Origin of the sequence: Salegentibacter sp. BDJ18 (assembly GCF_017579965.1) — a bacterium.
Classification (GTDB): Bacteria; Bacteroidota; Bacteroidia; order Flavobacteriales; family Flavobacteriaceae; genus Salegentibacter.
This window is the reverse complement of the sequence record NZ_JAFLQX010000026.1, coordinates 1-17,217: the sequence shown is the minus strand read 5'-3', so window position 1 is coordinate 17,217 and position 17,217 is coordinate 1. Positions and strand designations below refer to the sequence as shown.

General features: G+C 36.2%; 23 protein-coding genes. 16 read left to right on the top strand and 7 right to left on the bottom strand.

Going from position 1 to position 17,217, the window contains the following annotated elements; translation table 11 throughout:
• Positions 1–104 precede the first annotated feature (104 nt).
• The 4 genes from recR (at position 105) to J0871_RS15185 (ending at position 2,851) form a co-directional block, all read left to right on the top strand.
• The gene (recR, locus tag J0871_RS15200; protein WP_208226098.1) at positions 105–722 is read left to right on the top strand and encodes a recombination mediator RecR; all 618 of its coding nucleotides are present in this window, start codon (positions 105–107) and stop codon (positions 720–722) included.
• Between the two features lie 35 nt (positions 723–757).
• Positions 758–1,027 carry a hypothetical protein gene (locus J0871_RS15195; protein WP_208226097.1) on the top strand — a complete coding sequence of 90 codons (270 nt, stop codon included), beginning with the start codon at positions 758–760 and terminating at the stop codon, positions 1,025–1,027.
• Complete coding sequence (locus J0871_RS15190) at positions 1,017–1,328, top strand: type II toxin-antitoxin system RelE/ParE family toxin (RefSeq protein ID WP_208226096.1); 312 nt, start codon at positions 1,017–1,019, stop codon at positions 1,326–1,328. Before J0871_RS15195 ends, J0871_RS15190 begins: the two co-directional genes overlap by 11 nt.
• Before the next feature lie 182 nt (positions 1,329–1,510).
• Positions 1,511–2,851, top strand: a complete 1,341-nt coding sequence (locus J0871_RS15185; RefSeq protein WP_208226095.1) for a dihydrolipoamide acetyltransferase family protein — start codon at positions 1,511–1,513, stop codon at positions 2,849–2,851.
• Between the two features lie 166 nt (positions 2,852–3,017).
• Here J0871_RS15185 and J0871_RS15180 read toward each other — a convergent pair whose 3' ends face one another.
• On the bottom strand, positions 3,018–3,437 hold the full coding sequence (locus J0871_RS15180) for a BLUF domain-containing protein (RefSeq protein ID WP_208226094.1): 420 nt from the start codon (positions 3,435–3,437) through the stop codon (positions 3,018–3,020).
• Between the two features lie 229 nt (positions 3,438–3,666).
• Between J0871_RS15180 and J0871_RS15175 the strand changes: the two genes are divergently transcribed.
• The 11 genes from J0871_RS15175 (at position 3,667) to J0871_RS15125 (ending at position 11,769) form a co-directional block, all read left to right on the top strand.
• Positions 3,667–4,443 (top strand): 3'-5' exonuclease, encoded by a 777-nt coding sequence (locus J0871_RS15175; protein ID WP_208226093.1) that lies wholly within the window; start codon positions 3,667–3,669, stop codon positions 4,441–4,443.
• Between the two features lie 18 nt (positions 4,444–4,461).
• Positions 4,462–5,076, top strand: a complete 615-nt coding sequence (locus J0871_RS15170) for a fumarylacetoacetate hydrolase family protein (protein WP_208226092.1) — start codon at positions 4,462–4,464, stop codon at positions 5,074–5,076.
• 4 nt (positions 5,077–5,080) lie between these two features.
• The gene (locus J0871_RS15165) at positions 5,081–5,422 is read left to right on the top strand and encodes an Hpt domain-containing protein (protein ID WP_208226091.1); all 342 of its coding nucleotides are present in this window, start codon (positions 5,081–5,083) and stop codon (positions 5,420–5,422) included.
• Entirely contained in the window at positions 5,419–6,681 is a 1,263-nt protein-coding gene (locus J0871_RS15160) for a competence/damage-inducible protein A (protein ID WP_208226090.1), read from the top strand. Before J0871_RS15165 ends, J0871_RS15160 begins: the two co-directional genes overlap by 4 nt.
• Before the next feature lie 275 nt (positions 6,682–6,956).
• Positions 6,957–7,196, top strand: coding sequence for a 50S ribosomal protein L28 (gene rpmB / locus J0871_RS15155; RefSeq protein WP_057480126.1), 240 nt, complete (start codon positions 6,957–6,959; stop codon positions 7,194–7,196).
• A gap of 25 nt (positions 7,197–7,221) precedes the next feature.
• A complete protein-coding gene (rpmG, locus tag J0871_RS15150; RefSeq protein WP_075327393.1) occupies positions 7,222–7,404 on the top strand; it encodes a 50S ribosomal protein L33 in 183 nt (60 codons plus the stop codon).
• A 6-nt stretch (positions 7,405–7,410) separates the two neighbouring features.
• Positions 7,411–7,563, top strand: a complete 153-nt coding sequence (locus J0871_RS15145) for a DUF4295 domain-containing protein (protein ID WP_075327392.1) — start codon at positions 7,411–7,413, stop codon at positions 7,561–7,563.
• 229 nt (positions 7,564–7,792) lie between these two features.
• Positions 7,793–8,746, top strand: coding sequence for a signal recognition particle-docking protein FtsY (ftsY, locus tag J0871_RS15140; RefSeq protein WP_208226089.1), 954 nt, complete (start codon positions 7,793–7,795; stop codon positions 8,744–8,746).
• Between the two features lie 80 nt (positions 8,747–8,826).
• Positions 8,827–10,446 carry an amidase family protein gene (locus J0871_RS15135; protein ID WP_208226088.1) on the top strand — a complete coding sequence of 540 codons (1,620 nt, stop codon included), beginning with the start codon at positions 8,827–8,829 and terminating at the stop codon, positions 10,444–10,446.
• On the top strand, positions 10,447–10,728 hold the full coding sequence (locus tag J0871_RS15130) for a hypothetical protein (protein ID WP_208226087.1): 282 nt from the start codon (positions 10,447–10,449) through the stop codon (positions 10,726–10,728).
• A gap of 180 nt (positions 10,729–10,908) precedes the next feature.
• A complete protein-coding gene (locus J0871_RS15125) occupies positions 10,909–11,769 on the top strand; it encodes an aminotransferase class IV (protein WP_208226086.1) in 861 nt (286 codons plus the stop codon).
• Between the two features lie 259 nt (positions 11,770–12,028).
• Here the strand turns inward: J0871_RS15125 and J0871_RS15120 are convergent, their stop codons facing one another.
• From J0871_RS15120 to J0871_RS15095, 6 genes are all read right to left on the bottom strand, one after another.
• Entirely contained in the window at positions 12,029–12,247 is a 219-nt protein-coding gene (locus tag J0871_RS15120; RefSeq protein WP_208226222.1) for a hypothetical protein, read from the bottom strand.
• A 62-nt stretch (positions 12,248–12,309) separates the two neighbouring features.
• The gene (locus J0871_RS15115) at positions 12,310–13,107 is read right to left on the bottom strand and encodes a tetratricopeptide repeat protein (RefSeq protein ID WP_208226085.1); all 798 of its coding nucleotides are present in this window, start codon (positions 13,105–13,107) and stop codon (positions 12,310–12,312) included.
• 4 nt (positions 13,108–13,111) lie between these two features.
• Complete coding sequence (locus tag J0871_RS15110) at positions 13,112–13,606, bottom strand: hypothetical protein (protein WP_208226084.1); 495 nt, start codon at positions 13,604–13,606, stop codon at positions 13,112–13,114.
• A gap of 252 nt (positions 13,607–13,858) precedes the next feature.
• Positions 13,859–15,013, bottom strand: a complete 1,155-nt coding sequence (locus J0871_RS15105; RefSeq protein ID WP_208226083.1) for a porin — start codon at positions 15,011–15,013, stop codon at positions 13,859–13,861.
• Positions 15,014–15,272: 259 nt separating this feature from the next.
• Positions 15,273–15,776: a YkgJ family cysteine cluster protein gene (locus J0871_RS15100; RefSeq protein WP_208226082.1), complete on the bottom strand. Its 504-nt coding sequence runs from the start codon at positions 15,774–15,776 to the stop codon at positions 15,273–15,275.
• 297 nt (positions 15,777–16,073) lie between these two features.
• Positions 16,074–16,349, bottom strand: coding sequence for a hypothetical protein (locus tag J0871_RS15095; RefSeq protein ID WP_208226081.1), 276 nt, complete (start codon positions 16,347–16,349; stop codon positions 16,074–16,076).
• 249 nt (positions 16,350–16,598) lie between these two features.
• Here J0871_RS15095 and J0871_RS15090 point away from each other — a divergent pair.
• Positions 16,599–17,217 (top strand): transposase (locus tag J0871_RS15090; RefSeq protein WP_208226080.1); only part of this gene is annotated, 619 nt, incomplete at its 3' end.

Sequence of the window (17,217 nt, the reverse complement as noted above, 5' to 3'; positions counted from 1 at the left end):
ACAATTAGCAGCTGGTGATGTATATGGCAGAAAATTATTTTTCAATCCTGGCCGGCTGGTAGATTTAAATCTCGATTATCGAGTAAAAATCATAAATTCGCAGTATGGATTTTTCTTCAAAACTATTGGAACAGGCTGTAGATGAAATGTCTCAACTGCCGGGCATTGGGAAGCGTACCGCTTTAAGGCTGGTATTGCATATGCTAAAGCAGCCCGAATCGCAGACCAAACAACTGGCCGATGCACTGACCAAGCTAAGAACCGAAATAAAACTTTGTAAAAATTGCTACAATATTAGCGATACTGATTTATGCGCTATTTGCGCTAATCCTTCCAGAAATTCAGAAATTGTTTGTGTGGTAGAGGATATTCGCGATGTAATGGCTATTGAAAACACCGATCAATACCGCGGGCATTATCACGTTTTAGGAGGAAAAATAAGTCCGATGGATGGTATTGGTCCTTCGCAACTAAGTATTAAACCTTTAATAGAAAAAGTGCAGGCAGGAAAAGTGGAGGAGATCATTTTTGCTTTAAGCAGCACGTTGGAAGGTGATACCACTAATTTTTATATTTACAGGCAACTGGAAGGTACCGGTATTAAAACTTCAACAATAGCAAGAGGAATTTCGGTAGGAGACGAACTGGAGTATGCAGATGAGGTAACGTTGGGAAGAAGTATTACCAATAGGGTTCCGTTTGAAAATTCTACTAAAAATTGATATCTTTAAGTGAGCTTCGCGCTAAAAAGTAACAGATGGAAATTTCAGCAATTAAAAAAGCGATTATTGAAAAATTGGAGGGACTTAATGAAGCTCAATTACTCCAAGTTCAGGAGTTAATTGAAAATTTTCATCAACAAGAAAATATTGAGAAACCGCAAACCGATTATCACATTGAGGAGTGGGATTTAATGCCTGATTGGCAAAAGAAAAGAATTGAAGATGCTGAAAAAAGTTTAGGTAGTGCAGCAGGAGTTCCTCATAAAGAAGTTGCAAGAAGAGTAAAAGATAAATATGGCTTCTAAAAAGGAAGTTATTTGGGCTGCTTCAGCCATAAAAGACTTAGACAATATTCTTGATTATCTTGAAAATAATTGGAGCAAAACAGTTAGTGAAAATTTCTTTAATACTTTAGAACATTCGGTAGAGCTAATTAAGAGAAATCCTTATCAGTTTCCTGTACTCTCAAAAGGAAAGAGGTTTTATAAATGTGTGGTAACAAAGCATAATTCTATTTTTTATAGTGTTCCAAATGAAACTCTTATTAGGATTCTCCATGTTTTTGATACACGACAGGATCCCGATAAACTTCCACTTAATCAATAATATTTCTACTGAAAAATTTAGTTTCAGCTTTTGAAATTGTAATTTTACCCAGGTGCGAAAATATTTTCTAAAACAGAAAATTTATAACGAAAATTCATTTTATTGATTTTTTAATACTTTTAAAGTTGAATTTTCATTAAATTCGCAAGCATAAACCTTAAAATAAGCTTTCAATTATAGATATGGCAAAGTTTGAACTTAAGCTACCAAAAATGGGCGAAAGTGTCGCCGAAGCAACTATTACCAACTGGTTAAAAGAAGTTGGGGATACCATTGAAGCCGATGAACCGGTTCTTGAAATCGCTACCGATAAAGTAGATAGCGAAGTTCCCAGCGAAGTAGAGGGGAAATTGGTAGAGAAACTTTTTGAAGCCGATGATGTAGTACAGGTAGGCCAAACCATAGCTATTATTGAAACCGAAGGTGAAATCCCAGCCGGTGCAGGTGATGATGAATTAGACCTTGATCTGGATGACAGTGAAGAGGAAAATGAATATGCCGAAGAAGTAGCCGAAAGTGTCGAGACAGCGAAAGAAACTGCAGGAAGCAAAGATTTTTCTGAAGCTTCAAGATTTTATTCACCGCTGGTGAAAAATATAGCCAAAGAAGAAAATATAAGCCTGGACGAACTTGAATCGTTAGAAGGAACCGGTAAAGACGGTCGCGTGACTAAAGATGATATCCTGGCTTACGTTGAAAACCGCGAAAAAGGAACTTCCCAAAAACAAACTACAAAAACTGCTACAGCCCCGGCAGCAGATACCGGGAAAATGGCAAGTGCCAAAGCCGAGTCTGAAAAAGTGGTGCCTTCAGGAGAAGATGAGATTATAGAAATGAGCCGTATGGGTAAAATGATCGCACACCATATGGTAGATAGCGCTCAAACTTCAGCTCACGTTCAATCTTTTATAGAGGTAGATGTTACCAATATCTGGAACTGGAGAAACAAGCACAAAAACGATTTTCAGAAAAAAGAGGGAGAAAAACTTACGTTTACTCCAATTTTTATGGAAGCCGTGGCAAAAGCAATTCGTGATTTCCCAATGATCAATATCTCGGTAGATGGCGATAAGATTATCAAGAAGAAAAATATAAACCTTGGGATGGCTGCAGCTCTTCCAGATGGAAATTTAATAGTGCCGGTAATTAGAAATGCCGATCAGCTTAACCTTGTTGGCCTTGCTAAAAAGGTAAATGATCTTGCAAACCGTGCACGCCAGAATAAATTAAAGCCAGACGATATTCAGGGTGGAACTTACACTGTAACCAACGTAGGAACTTTTGGAAGTATTATGGGAACTCCTATAATTAACCAGCCGCAAGTTGCAATTCTTGCCCTGGGAGCCATTAGAAAAGTACCCGCGGTAATAGAAACTCCAGATGGCGATTTTATAGGAATCCGTTATAAGATGTTCTTATCTCACAGTTACGATCACAGGGTTGTAAATGGAGCACTTGGAGGCCAATTTGTACAACGTGTAGCCCAATATCTTGAAGGATTTGACAAAGATCGAGAGATATAAGTTTAAATAATATTCTAAAAAAAACCGGCTAATCTTAGCCGGTTTTTTTTTAGCCATCATCCTGAACTTGTTTCAGGATCTAAGATGTTGGTATTTCAAACGTGTTAGAAGCTGGAACAATCCCGAAGCTTCGGGACAGCTTGAAGATTTTTTAGTTTTTCTGCGTTCAAAGATTCTTTACGTAGTTATTTAATAGGTTTAAAGCAGGGTGCTCATCTGGGGTTTGGTAATTGTCAAAAAGCTGCGCTGTTTCCAGATCTTTATAACCAAGAATTTCAAAAGCTTCATCTTTTTGTAACTTTTTAAACGCCATAGACCATTCAGAAAAAGCGCGTTTTTTACTAAAACCTGAGTCTATTTCAGTTACACTTTGGTGACGCCTGTCTTCAGCAATCTTGTTATATAGGCTATCAATATTTCCCTCTTTTCCTTCCAGGTATTGAATAAAACTTCCATGGAAATAAATTAGCATACCTGTAATCTCAATTTCGCTATTGCGAGTTCGGGATTTGCTTAGAAGTTCCTTTAAATCATTATCGGTAATCACGTGACTTTGCCTGCTTACGTATGCTAAGTATTTAAACATCCTGGTATTTTTTAATATATTCAAAGATAAAAAATGTTATTAGGTTTAGTTGAAGGAATATTTAGTGATTTAAAAGGGATTAAGATAGTGTATCCAATAATGTGTTCTAATATTCAAACTTCTACCAAATTAAATTTTTTACGGCTGTAAATCTTTATTTTTCAAAACTTGCTTAATAAGTCAAAGCCCATAAATTATAGTATATTTACCCCCAAAATCAAGCTCCTTTATGGAATTAAACCTAACGAGACCCATTTGTTTTTTTGACCTCGAAACCACGGGAACAAATGTGGCAAAAGACCGTATTGTAGAAATCGCTATCCTTAAAGTTTTTCCTAACGGAAACAAGGAAAGCAAAACCTGGCTGGTAAACCCAGAAATGCCTATTCCCAAAGAAGTGGTGGCAATTCACGGAATTTCAGACGAGAAGGTGGCTAATGAGCCCACGTTTAAAGAACTTTCTTCCCAGGTGCACGATATGATTAAAGGTTGTGATCTAGGTGGTTACAATTCCAATAGATTTGATATTCCTTTACTGGTAGAAGAACTTCTACGCGCCGGGATAGATTTTGAAATGAAAAACGTGGTGGCCGTAGATGTACAAACTATTTTTCATAAAAAAGAACAAAGAACTTTGGCAGCCGCATACCAGTTTTACTGCGGAAAAGATCTTATAGATGCCCATAGTGCTGAAGCAGATACCACGGCAACCTACGAGGTTTTAAAATCGCAGTTAGATAGGTATGACGATTTGCAAAATGATATGAAATACCTTGCCGATTATTCTGCGAGGAATAAATTTGCAGATTTCGCGGGATTTATCGCGTATGATAAAAAAGGAAACGAAGTTTTTGCTTTTGGAAAATACCGTGGTAAAAATGTAGAACAGGTTTTGGAGGAGGAACCGGGTTATTTTGGATGGATCCAGAATGCCGATTTTCCACTTTATACCAAGAAGGTACTTACCGCTATAAAATTGAGAAAATTAAATACCAAGTTGAAATAATTTTTACCAGGCCTACTTATGAAAATAATTTGCATTGGCAGAAACTATACCGATCATATTTCTGAATTACAAAATGAAAAACCCGAAGATCCGGTAATTTTTCTGAAACCAGATACTTCTATTTTATTAAAAAAACAGCCCTTTTTTATTCCTGATTTTTCTAATGATGTTCATTATGAAGTTGAGGTTTTGGTGAAGATCAAAAAAGTAGGAAAACATATTCAGGAGAAATTTGCGCATAAATATTATGAAGAAGTTGGCCTTGGGATAGATTTTACAGCCAGAGATCTTCAGCAAAAATTAAAAGAGAAAGGATTGCCCTGGGAAAAAGCAAAAGCTTTTGATGGAGCTGCGGTAATAGGAGAAAAATGGTTGCCCAAAGATGCGGTTGGCGATATAAATATGCTTAACTTTAGTTTAGAAAAGAACGGGGAAACCGTTCAAAAAAGCAATACCCGATTGATGCTGTGGAAAATAGATGAGCTAATTGCCTATATTTCACAGTTTTTTACTTTAAAAATAGGTGATGTTATCTTTACCGGAACCCCGGCCGGTGTTGGCAAAGTAACGCCAGAAGATAAATTAACCGGATTTTTAGAAGACAAACAAATCTTTTCAATTCAAATAAAATAGTACTATGAGCAACTACGATTTAAGTGAGGTTAAAGAAATGGCCGGTGGCGACGAAGATTTCATGAAAATAGTGGTACAAACCTTTTTAGAAGAAATTCCGCCAGATGTAGAAGCGATGAACGAGGCTATTTCTAACGATAATCCTGATCTTGCTTATCAATTTGCCCATAAAATGAAACCCAATTTACAGCTGTTTGGTCTTGAACTTATGGACGAGGTAAAAGTGATTGAGGTCTGGGCAAAAGCCGGGAAAAAGAAAGACGAAGTTCCCACCGCGGCATCTAAAATCACCAAGAAAGTAAATGTGGCCAGCATTGCCCTTAAAAGAGATTTTGAACTGGAATGAAAGCAGAAATAATTACCATTGGAGATGAGATTCTAATTGGCCAGATTATAGATACCAATTCAGCTTTTATCGCTAAAGAATTAAACAAAATTGGTATTTCGGTAAAACAAATTTCTACGGTAGAAGACGAAAAAAGTCATATTTTGGAAGCTTTGTACGAGGCTAAAAACCGTGCCGATATTATAATTATAACCGGCGGTCTTGGTCCTACCAAAGACGATATTACCAAAGATTGCTTATGCGAATTTTTCAATGATAAACTCGTAAAAAACGAGGAAGTACTCAAGCATATTGAATTTCTTTTTGATAAATATATAGACACTCCAATTTCCGATTTAAACCGAAAACAGGCCATGCTACCATCTAAAGCCCTGGCTTTAAAAAATAAGTATGGTACGGCAGCAGGAATGTGGTTTGAAAGCGAGGAAAAAGCTTATATTTCTTTGCCGGGCGTTCCTTTTGAAATGAAAGCGCTCATAGAAGATGAAGTTGTACCTAAGCTTCAGCAAACGTTTAAAAGGCCGGTTATTCTGCATAAAACCGTTTTAACCTACGGGATGGGAGAAAGCGCCATTGCCGATAAAATTGAAGATTGGGAAAACAATTTTCCGCCTTACATTAAACTGGCATATTTGCCCAACCTGGGCCGGGTGCGTTTGCGATTAACTGCGAAAGGCGATAACGAAGAACATCTTAAAAACAGTGTAGAAAGCCTTATTACCGATTTACATGGGATTATAGGCGATATTATTGTTGGTTATGAAGACGATGAGCCTATAGAAATTCAAATTTCAAGATTATTACTAAAAATTAATGCCAGTATATCTACGGCTGAAAGTTGTACCGGTGGGAAATTGGCCAGTTTATTTGCCACTCCTCCCGGCGCATCAAATTATTATAAAGGCAGCGTGGTAAGTTACGCAACAAGTGTTAAAGAAGATATTTTACAAATAGATAAAAAGCTAATTGAAGAACACTCGGTGGTGAGTGAAGAAGTGGCAATAGCTATGGCGAAAAATGTGAGAGATCTTTTTAAAACCGATTATGCGATTTCCACCACCGGGAATGCAGGGCCGGCAAAAGGAGACAGCGATGCCGAAATTGGTACTGTTTTTATAGGAATTGCCACCCCAAATAAGGTTTATGCGAAAAAATTCATCTTTGGCAATCATCGGGATAAAGTAATTGGGAAAGCGGTAAACAAGAGTATGGAAATGATTCGGGAAGAGTTATTTCAACAAATTAAGACCTACCCTTAATTGCATTTTTTAGTTTTAAAGTTTTGAAATCACCTAATTTAAGGTTTGAATTTCAGTATTTTAAATAGTTTTTGCTTCAAAAATGGCTAAATTTGCAAAGCGAAAAAGTTTGTTCGCTTTCTAATACAACGAAAACAGGGAGTTTTTAGCTAAGAAATAGATTTGATTTCCATATTTCAAAAAGCTGGAATATTTTTTTAAATTAATATTGTTTGTTAGGTGAAAAAATCGTTAATTTGCAGCCTGTTTTGAAATAACGAGAAAAGAATAGAGCAATGTCAAGAGTTTGTGAACTTACTGGTAAAAGAGCGATGGTTGGGAACAATGTTTCTCACGCTATGAACAAAACCAAACGTAGATTTAATGCCAATTTGGTAAAGAAACGTTTTTTTATTCCTGAGGAAGATAAATGGGTCACTTTAAAGGTATCTACATCTGCACTTAAAGATATTAATAAAAAAGGCATCTCTGCTGTAATTAAAGAGGCAAGAGAAAAAGGATTTTTGAAGAAATAATCCTTAAGCATAAAAACACATTACAATGGCAAAGAAAGGAAACAGGGTACAGGTTATACTAGAGTGTACAGAGCATAAAGCTACCGGACAACCGGGAACTTCAAGATACATTACTACCAAGAATAAAAAGAATACACCGGATAGATTGGAGATAAAGAAATTTAATCCAATCCTTAAGAAAATGACGGTTCATAAAGAGATAAAATAATAAGTTATGGCTAAGAAATCAGTTGCATCGATACAAACAGGGTCTAAGAGATTGACCAAAGCAATTAAAATGGTGAAATCTCCAAAATCTGGTGCCTATACTTTTGTTGAACAAATTATGGCTCCGGAAGAAGTGAACGACTTTTTGAACAAAAAGTAAACTAAGCAAACTTCCTTGAAAACATTTACAAAGCCGTCTGGATAACTCTAGACGGCTTTTTGTTTTTCTTCGATAATCGAAATTTAAATGCTCCGGGATTTGTTTCGATATTGTAAATTAGTTCTTCTTAATGCTTCGTGGGCTTGCCTCGAAGTAATTTGCTTATATTTACAGCTGAAAATTTCGGGAAAACATTTCCGGAATTTGTTGATTTTAAACCTTCCAAAAAATGAGTTTATTTAAAAAGATATTTTCTAAAGACAAAAAAGAAAACCTGGATAAAGGGCTGGAAAAGACCAAAACCAGCTTTATGTCTAAAATGAGTAAAGCCGTTGCCGGTAAAACCAAGGTAGACGAAGAAGTTTTAGACGATCTGGAAAACGTACTGGTAAGCAGTGATGTTGGTGTGGCTACTACCATTAAAATTATAAACCGAATTGAAGATCGCGTAGCTCGTGATAAATATTTGGGTACTGAAGAACTTAATAAAATATTACGCGAAGAAATTGCCGGCCTGCTTTCTGAATCTGAAACTGGCGAAGCAGCAAATATTCAGTTGCCAGATGTAAAACCATACGTAATTATGGTGGTTGGCGTTAATGGCGTAGGCAAAACTACCACAATAGGTAAACTTGCCCACCAGTTTAAAAGCGCCGGTAAAAAAGTTGTTTTAGGGGCAGCCGATACTTTTAGAGCAGCGGCCATAGATCAGTTACAAATTTGGGCCGATAGGACCGATGTGCCTATAGTACGCCAAAAAATGGGCAGCGATCCTGCTTCTGTTGCTTTTGATACCGTGCAAAGCGCAGTAAAACAAAATGCAGATGTAGTGCTTATAGATACCGCCGGGAGACTTCACAATAAAGTGAATTTAATGAATGAGCTTACCAAAGTAAAGCGTGTAATGCAAAAGGTAATTCCTAATGCTCCCCATGAGGTTTTATTGGTTTTAGATGGCTCTACCGGGCAAAATGCTTTTGAACAGGCAAAACAGTTTACAGCGGCTACAGAAGTAACTTCTCTTGCCGTTACAAAATTAGATGGTACAGCAAAGGGCGGCGTTGTAATTGGAATAAGCGATCAGTTTAAAATTCCGGTTAAATATATTGGTGTAGGTGAGGGTGTAGAAGATTTGCAGGTTTTTAATAAATACGAATTTGTAGATTCTTTCTTCAAACAGTAAGCTTATTTTCCGGTGTTAGGAAAATCGGTAGTTTATTGATTAATATTTCATTTAATCTCCAGTTTTTAAAATAATAATAAATGAAAAAACTTTTATTCCTTTTTCTGCTTCCCGCTTTAATTTCCTGCGGAAATAATAAAAATTCTGAAGATGAAAATACCGAAACCCGGGACTCGCTAAAAACCGAAAAGGAAGAGGAATTTAAAGTTTTAGATTCAAAAAATATTTCCGAGGATTCTCTTTGGTCTCCTTTTGAAAGCGATTTAGCAGAATTTTCTGAAGAAAAATATCAATCGATAAAACCGCTTATTTTCGATAAAAATATTCCTGAAATCCAGGAAGCAGTCAAAGAGGGCGAGCTTACTTACGAGGAAATTTCCCTGTTTTACTTATACCGTATTAAAAAAAATGACCGTGAGAATGAACTTTCCTTAAATTCGGTTATTTCTCTGAATCCAAACTTGCTGGAAGAAGCACGAAAAAAAGATAAGCAATTAAATAATTCAGCAGAAAATCATTTGATTAATGGAATTCCGGTTTTGTTAAAAGATAATATCAATACGCAAAATATGGCAACTACAGCGGGAGCTATTGCCTTGCAAAATAACCAGACCGAAGATGCTTTTATAGTTCAGAAATTAAAAGAAAACGGTGCACTAATTCTTGGAAAAGCCAACCTAAGTGAATGGGCTTATTTCTTTTGCGGAGAATGTCCCAGCGGTTACTCGGCGGTTGGCGGACAAACCCTAAACCCATACGGAAGAAAGATCTTTGATACCGGTGGTTCCAGTTCAGGTAGTGCAGTGGCGGTGGCGGCAAATCTTGCTCCTGTAGCAGTAGGATCTGAAACTTCAGGATCTATTCTTTCGCCTTCCAGCCAGAATTCGGTAGTAGGGTTAAAACCAACTATCGGGAATTTAAGTCGGGGTGGGATTGTGCCTATTTCCAGCTATTTAGATACTCCCGGGCCTATGTCAAAATCGGTTATAGATAATGCAATTTTATATTCAGCAATGACGGGGAAAGATGTTAAAGATGCGCTTTCAGTAGAAGTAGAGGATACCGATTTCAATTTTGAAAATATAAGTTTGGAAGGAAAGCGATTTGGTGCTTTTAAACAATTAATAAAAGAAGATTCGCTTTATAAGCTGGCGGTTAGCGATCTAAGAAATGCAGGAGCCGAAATTGTAGAATTTGAAGCCGAAGAAATTGAGCTGGAAAACTTTTTGCGTTTGCTAAGCCTGGATATGAAAAAAGATCTACCCGAGTATTTTGAAAAATATGGTGGTACAACAGGTTTTGCTTCGGTAGGCGATATTGTGAAATTCAATTTAAAAGATTCTGTGAGGAGAATGCCTTACGGCCAAACCCTGTTTGATGGAATCTTACACGAGTCGGCTGACTCTACCAATCTTGATTCTATAAAGAATGATTTAAGTGAGAAAGGAAAAAAGTATTTTGATACTCCCATGCAGGAACACAATTTAGACGGAATTTTATCCATAAATAATTATCACGCCGGTTTCGCCGCGGTAGCACATTATCCGGCAATTACCGTTCCTATGGGTTATAACAAAGATGGCGCCCCAAAAGGTCTTACATTTTTCGCAAAATCATCTGAAGAAAATAAACTTTATCAGTGGGCTTTTGCTTACGAAAAGGTTTCCAAACGTCGACAATCCCCAAAAAATTACGAGTAAATGAAACAACGGAATTTGAAAGCGCTAATTAGCAAGATCATTTTGTTCTACAGCATATTTTATGGCGCTATGAAAATTATTGCCGTGTTATTTCAGGACGCCTGGCCACTGCCAAACCTTATTATGGCAATTCCATTTGTGATTTTTGCCGTTATAGGCGGGATTATGCTTAAGCGCGATACTTATTCCTGGGTTTATGTAGCTGCAGGGGTAATTGTAATAAGTATAGTTAGGTATTACGAGATGCAGTGGCTGCAGCAATTACAGCAGTATTTTAATTAATGGATGTCCGTTTTTATTCATAAGATCAAAATCATGAATAAATCGTCAAACTGTCCGGACGCTTCGGGATATTTCAGCATCTAACATAGCATGAGGATGCACTCAACTTAGATCCTGAGACAAGTTCAGGATGACGACCATTTTAAATGATGACTTTTTACGGAGAACAAATCTATTACTATGAAACCTGAAAAAAAGTACCCTTCGGAAGTTTATTTAAACGGAAAATGGCTGAAACCCGACGAGGCCTTTGTTTCGGTTTTTGACCGTGCATTTATGTTTGGCGACGGAATTTATGAAGTAACCCCATTCTATAACGGAAAAGGCTTTAAGCTGGAAGAACACCTAAAACGCCTGCAATATTGCCTGGACCAGATACAGGTTGCTTTTAATGCATTTTCGCTTGAAAAATTAATGTACGAAGCTATAGAACGCGCCAATTTAAATGAAGCTGATGCAGCAGTTTATATACAGGTGAGTAGGGGAGTTGCGGCCCGAAGCCATTTTGTTCCCGAGAAGATTGAAACCACCGTCTTGTTGTACGCCTTTCCGGTGACTTTAGAAGGTTTTGAAAAGAAAACCTGGGAAGTAATCGCCACAGAAGATAAACGCTGGCACCGCTGCGATATAAAGTCGACAGCACTTTTGGCAAATGTTATGGCCAACGAGGAAGCCATCGCTACCGGGTTTGCCGAAAACCTCCTGGTGCGCAAAGGTTATTTTACCGAAGGTTCACATTCCAGCCTGTTTTTTGTAAAATACGGCGTAGTACATACCCATCCCGAAGGCCATAAGATACTCTCTGGAATTACCCGCGCCGAGGTGATTAACATCTGTGCCGGCTTAAATATAAAAGTGGTTGAAAAACCTGTACATATTGACGAATTGGTAGAAGTAGAGGAAATCTTTGTTACCGGCACCACCACGCAAATTATTCCTATAAGTTCTATTACTCACAAAGACAAAAAAGTCTACACCACGCAAAAAGACAGCCTTACTAAAAAATTACAGGAGGTTTTTATTAAGAGGACGAGGGGATAGGTTTTATAATAATTCTACTCAAAAGCGTAGAACCTGGTTTCAGTTATATAATCGGGTCTTTTTACAGTGAAAATTAATTCATATTCCGATAAAGTTCTTCGCTATCACTTGAGCAACCTAAGCTGATTAGAATTAGTAAAAATGAAATTATAAAGTATTTTTTCTTCAGGATAGTTATATTTTACTTATTAATTCAAGCTATTTTAGGTCAGTTTATTTAACAATAGCTTTTTTAAAATATAACTATTGTGCTTAATTTCTAAAAAGCCAGGACATTTGCCCACTTTAAAAGAAACAGGATTAGAAATGTACCTCCAAATCCCACAAATAACGCACCTTGCCAATAAAAAGTCCTGGTGCCCCATTTTTTCCACATCTTTTTACCATATTCATTTTTAAAATGCCCTTTGGTAAAATTCCAAAAAAGAAAAGTGATTATTAAAAATAGCGAGATTGCTATGACCCAAATTTTTACCATTGTCGCATTTTTTAGTTCCTATTTTTTAATTGCCTAAAGCTTGTTGTATTAGTGATTTAAAGTCACATTCTGCTATTCTCCCACTGCACTAGATCACTTTTATAAACTTCATTTAAATATTCATTATAAGGATCATCTCTTTTATAATTAAAATATTTTTTGGCTTGTTCTAAATGTGTATTTGCGGCTTCGGTTTTATTTTGTTCTGCATATATTTTGGCCAGTGCTATATGCGCTTCTACCGTATATTTAGATTGGCTAAGCGCTTTTTGATGATAAGTGATAGCTTCTTCCAGGTTTCCCAGTCTATATTTAGAAAGCCCAAGATATACATAGGTTTGATTGTATACCCAGTCTTCCCCTTGATTCTCGATACTTTTTTTGAAATGAATTATCGCCTTTTCATAATTTTCCAGTCCAAAATAGGCTTCGCCTCTCAGGAAATCTATATCCTCTCCCCAGGGGGCATCTACAAAATTTTCAGTTAAAGTGTCCAACCTGTCAAAATCTTTTAAAGCGGCTTTATAATTTCTTAGAAACCTAAGTTTCATATATCCTCTATACCCCAAATGTACCTTAGAATTTAATTCAATGGCTTTATCTAAAAGAGAAAATCCTTTTGCATAATAACCTCTTTTATTAAAAGGTACCGATTGTTCAAAATATAATTCATCGTTTTCGGGCTCCTGAAATTTTAGTATTTCGAATAGAGATTGGGAAAAGAATACGCCCTGCATATTTGCGGCGAGAGAATACCGATCTTCAAAGGGTGAAAAAACTAAAAAAGAAATAATTACTACAGAATATGCTGTTAATATAACTCCTAAAATTATTTTGAATATTTTAAAAAATCGCTTCATCAGGCTAGAATATATCTACAATGTTATTATTTCTAATTTTAAAATTTAAGACATAATAGCTGTCATAAGAATCAAATTCGTTCTTTGCGGGAGCCCATTTTTTTAATTGAAGCAATGCCTTCTCTATATCTTTAATTTTTGATGGGTCAACTTCTATCTCCTGTAAGTCTGTACCGGTTGAATTTACCCGAAATCTGCCTGTTTTTCCTTTACAGTTCACAATAAAGCGAAAGGTGATTAAACCTGGTTGTTCAAAATTTAGGGTTTGTAGATCATTTAGGATTTCTTCTTTTATTGCTTTGTTGCCTCCGGAGTATTCAGCACGCATTCCGTAATTCTGAGTAATCCTGTTATCGTCACAAACCTCAAAATTTTGATCGGTTTTATTATTTTCACTTAAATCTCCAATTCTGTTATCCATCTGGTAGTAAAGCCATCCGGTTAATGCTGCGGCAAATAAGAAACTGGTAAATAAAAAAATGTTTGTTTTGCTTTTCAATGATTAGTTTTAAAGTGGTTTATTTCTTTATTCCTATTCGTAAAAATGTGATTTATTTTTAAAATTTAAATCATTTGAATGAATTTAAATTAGTAATTATTTCAAAAATATAATTTTTTGTCAATAAATTGAGTTTTGGTCTTTTTTAAGTTTAAAGTAGAAAGAAGACTTAGGGTATGCTTTAACCCGGAACAGTATTGGGAAGGAGGTGAACCTTATATTCCTGAGTAATTATGGATTGCCAACGAAAACCTACAATAATAACAACGGAGCAATAAAACCAATCCTTACTTCATTTTTATTATAACTGGAGACATCAAAATTTTGTGTAGCAAATTCAGAATAATCAAAATAGCGGCCAATATAAGCAAAGAAAAACCGGAGATCAATATTTTTAAACGGGCTGTAATACACAGTAGGGATCATTCCGTAGCTTCGTCTTATGTGCTCATTGCTTGCTTTTATATCATCGTAAGCACTGCTCGTCATTAGCGTTAGTAAACCGGTAAATTTTGGGCTAAAACGGTATTCTGCCCTTATCCAGTTTTCTATATATAAAACATCTTCGGCTATAGATTCGTCATCAACAATACTGGTGAGAATGCCTTTTGTATCTACTTCCTCATAACTGTAGTGAAAGTCATACATCAAGCTGAAATTCTTGTTTTGATATTTATGGCCTAAAGTAAAAAAAGTAGTTCCTCTTTTTTTAACTTCATAAGAATGGCTTAAACTATAAATGGTTTCCAGTTTACCATCAAAAAAACTTCCGCGCCAGTTTCCTACAAAAGCCACCGGCCAATCGGGTTCCTGGATATTTTCAGCAACAATATCCCCATAAAGATCATCGTAATGCATAGTCCTGGAGTTTAAAACCTGGAAGCCAAAATTATGATTTTCTAAAGCCTGGTAGGTAATTCCGGCCCCGGTAACAAAGGCCAACACATTGTTGTAAACATCATTATATTCCAAAACATACAACGGACTGAACTCATATTCATAGCCACCGTAAAATGGATTCATTTTTCCTAATCTAATATTCAGCTTTGGGCTGGCTTTAAGGTCTATAAACGCCAGTTCTATATCGCTGCCTAATCTATCCAGGGTCTGCACATCGCTATTTCTATTAAAGCGGTTTCTAAATGTGAAATTTACCCTTTCATGTAATTTTCCGGAAATTCCCAGCGCCGTAAAACCATTAAGAAATTGGATACCATTGTAATAGTTATCTCCACCTCTAAAGGTATATGCCTGGAAGCCCATACGCATACCGAAGGTAAAATTGATATTTTTTAAGAGCTCTATTTTGTTTGATGGGATAAGAGGTTCACCCAAACTGTCTTTTTGCTGCGAGAACCCCAGCACCGGGATTAATAAAAGCAGACTTATTAAATATGATTTTACCATAAGAATTGGAAGTATGGGTTAGAAAGGAAATTATTCCTTAGGAATCTTTATAAATCTACTAAAATTTAGCAAACAATTAGAAAAGCTCTGGAATTTTAGCAAATGTTTGCCGATTGCTGGCGTCTATGGTTTCCGGGAAAATAGTTTTCAGGCTTCTTCTTTTTTACTCGATAATCGAGATTTAAGTGCTCCGAGGCTTGCCTCGAACGAAAGATAATTTTTCCACTCATACCTCGTGGGCTTGCCCCGAGGTTCTTGATTAAAACGAAACACCAAAACTCTTTGTTAGTAACTTCTCAAGTTCCTCGAGCTCCAATTTTAATTCCTGGTGACTTTGTGATAAGGATAATTCAGACTTATCTTTCCGAAGCAACTTTTTTAATTCTAGCATTTTAAAGTGAAATGATTTGGATTGAAGTTCAATCTGTAAGGTTGCTACATGTTTTTCAATGGTTGCCTTTTTTTGTTTAACTACATCAATTACTTCAGTGGCCTTATCAAAACTCAACTCCTTTTTTTCTACAGATTTCAAAACTCCACACTCAAAATTTCTACAGGCTTTTGGTCTTTGAGAATAAATATTACAACCATTGCAGCCAAGTTCATTACAGGGTAGAAAAAACATTCCATTTTCACCCGTTTGTTCAATATCCATCAGCTGTTTTACTGGTGATAGCTCTTCTCTTTCGAGCTGCACAAAACCAATTAAAGTACCATCACAACATAAACCACAAGACAAACAGATATTTGTTGGGTCACTCATATTTCCTGAATTTTAAGCTGCCAAATATAAATTCCTTTTTCATATCCGGCTAATGTAGTATAAACATAGACGTTTCGCAGGTATAATCTCGGTATTTGTTTTAATTGAAATTATTTAGTGCTCTGACTTGAATTGGTATTTAGGCAAGCGGTATGAAATAGAAACGGGAGCTTGTTGGCTAAACCTCTTGTTTCCTGGTTTCTTAAATTATATTTGTTCGATTAAACCAGTTATTTGAAATTAGTCGTTGTTGCCTCAGTTTTATGACACTTCTAAAGTTATAAATAGTCTATCAATCTACTCATCAAGAGTAGCTTTGAAACTTCCATTTTTGAATACTAATTTATCTTCAAGATTTTCTGGATCACCACTCTCTAGAAGAAGAGACATTTCAAAATTTCCTTTTATAAAATTCTGCTCTGAACTGTATTCTGTGATTGTAAATTGAGAGGCTGAATTTTCATCAAATCTATATAAACTAGTTTCGATGTCCCCTTGAAAAAGTGTTATGTAGTGAGTAAATTTATTTAAAGTGTATTCTCCTTCGCCCTCAAATTTAATTTTAAAGGCCAAACCCTTAGTAAGATCCTGATCTTCACTAAAACCACCTAGAATTATGGTGTCATTGTCTCGGTATCTGATATATGGAACAGCTTCCCATTCTTCTAAGTTTATATCTGACGAAATAAAATCAGGCTGTTCTGGTGTCTCTTCTTGCTGGCAAGAGCTGAATATAATTGTAATGAATAGCCCTTATGTTTGTAATCCATAAGTCAAGAACAGTTATTAAATTACCTGATCAAAACTTAAAAGACTCAAGTTATGGAAAGTACAAGCAAAGTATTAAATTATAGTGGGGAGAATATTTATATTGGACTGGACACCCATTTGAAAAATTGGAAATCTACCATATTAGTAGGGAACACTTTTTTTAAGACATTCTCACAAGATCCAGAGGCAGATGTCCTAGCAAAATATTTAAAGAAGAATTTTCCGGGTGCGAACTATTATTCAGCTTACGAGGCCAGTTTTAATGGTTTCAAGGCTCACCGGGAATTAACGAGATTAGGAATAAGAAACATAGTGGTAAACCCTGCCGACATACCAACTACAGACAAAGAGCGCAAGCAAAAAGAAGATGCCAGGGATAGCCGTAAAATAGCTGAACAGCTTGCGGCTAGCAAGTTGGAGGGCATCTATGTTCCTGGAATTGAATTGGAGGGGGATAGGGGAATAATAAGGTTCCGCAAGACACTTTCAAAAGAAATAGCAAGGAACAAGTGTAGGGTAAAATCATTTTTATATTATCACGGTATTAGAATACCCAAGCAATTTAGCAATAAAAACCGTTGGTCAAAAGGTTTTACCACTTGGCTGAAAGAATTGGATTTGGCCACAGCCAGTTCAAAATCTACCCTTGACGCTATTATTGAGCTTGTAC

Coding starts and splice junctions, on each gene's coding strand:
- recR (WP_208226098.1), top strand. CDS start 105: ATGGATTTTTCTTCAAAACTATTGGAACAGGCTGTAGATGAAATGTCT.
- J0871_RS15115 (WP_208226085.1), bottom strand. CDS start 13,107: ATGAAGCGATTTTTTAAAATATTCAAAATAATTTTAGGAGTTATATTA.
- J0871_RS15180 (WP_208226094.1), bottom strand. CDS start 3,437: ATGTTTAAATACTTAGCATACGTAAGCAGGCAAAGTCACGTGATTACC.
- rpmB (WP_057480126.1), top strand. CDS start 6,957: ATGTCAAGAGTTTGTGAACTTACTGGTAAAAGAGCGATGGTTGGGAAC.
- rpmG (WP_075327393.1), top strand. CDS start 7,222: ATGGCAAAGAAAGGAAACAGGGTACAGGTTATACTAGAGTGTACAGAG.
- J0871_RS15195 (WP_208226097.1), top strand. CDS start 758: ATGGAAATTTCAGCAATTAAAAAAGCGATTATTGAAAAATTGGAGGGA.
- J0871_RS15145 (WP_075327392.1), top strand. CDS start 7,411: ATGGCTAAGAAATCAGTTGCATCGATACAAACAGGGTCTAAGAGATTG.
- J0871_RS15105 (WP_208226083.1), bottom strand. CDS start 15,013: ATGGTAAAATCATATTTAATAAGTCTGCTTTTATTAATCCCGGTGCTG.
- J0871_RS15190 (WP_208226096.1), top strand. CDS start 1,017: ATGGCTTCTAAAAAGGAAGTTATTTGGGCTGCTTCAGCCATAAAAGAC.
- J0871_RS15170 (WP_208226092.1), top strand. CDS start 4,462: ATGAAAATAATTTGCATTGGCAGAAACTATACCGATCATATTTCTGAA.
- J0871_RS15100 (WP_208226082.1), bottom strand. CDS start 15,776: ATGAGTGACCCAACAAATATCTGTTTGTCTTGTGGTTTATGTTGTGAT.
- J0871_RS15120 (WP_208226222.1), bottom strand. CDS start 12,247: ATGGTAAAAATTTGGGTCATAGCAATCTCGCTATTTTTAATAATCACT.
- J0871_RS15135 (WP_208226088.1), top strand. CDS start 8,827: ATGAAAAAACTTTTATTCCTTTTTCTGCTTCCCGCTTTAATTTCCTGC.
- J0871_RS15185 (WP_208226095.1), top strand. CDS start 1,511: ATGGCAAAGTTTGAACTTAAGCTACCAAAAATGGGCGAAAGTGTCGCC.
- ftsY (WP_208226089.1), top strand. CDS start 7,793: ATGAGTTTATTTAAAAAGATATTTTCTAAAGACAAAAAAGAAAACCTG.
- J0871_RS15125 (WP_208226086.1), top strand. CDS start 10,909: ATGAAACCTGAAAAAAAGTACCCTTCGGAAGTTTATTTAAACGGAAAA.
- J0871_RS15165 (WP_208226091.1), top strand. CDS start 5,081: ATGAGCAACTACGATTTAAGTGAGGTTAAAGAAATGGCCGGTGGCGAC.
- J0871_RS15175 (WP_208226093.1), top strand. CDS start 3,667: ATGGAATTAAACCTAACGAGACCCATTTGTTTTTTTGACCTCGAAACC.
- J0871_RS15130 (WP_208226087.1), top strand. CDS start 10,447: ATGAAACAACGGAATTTGAAAGCGCTAATTAGCAAGATCATTTTGTTC.
- J0871_RS15160 (WP_208226090.1), top strand. CDS start 5,419: ATGAAAGCAGAAATAATTACCATTGGAGATGAGATTCTAATTGGCCAG.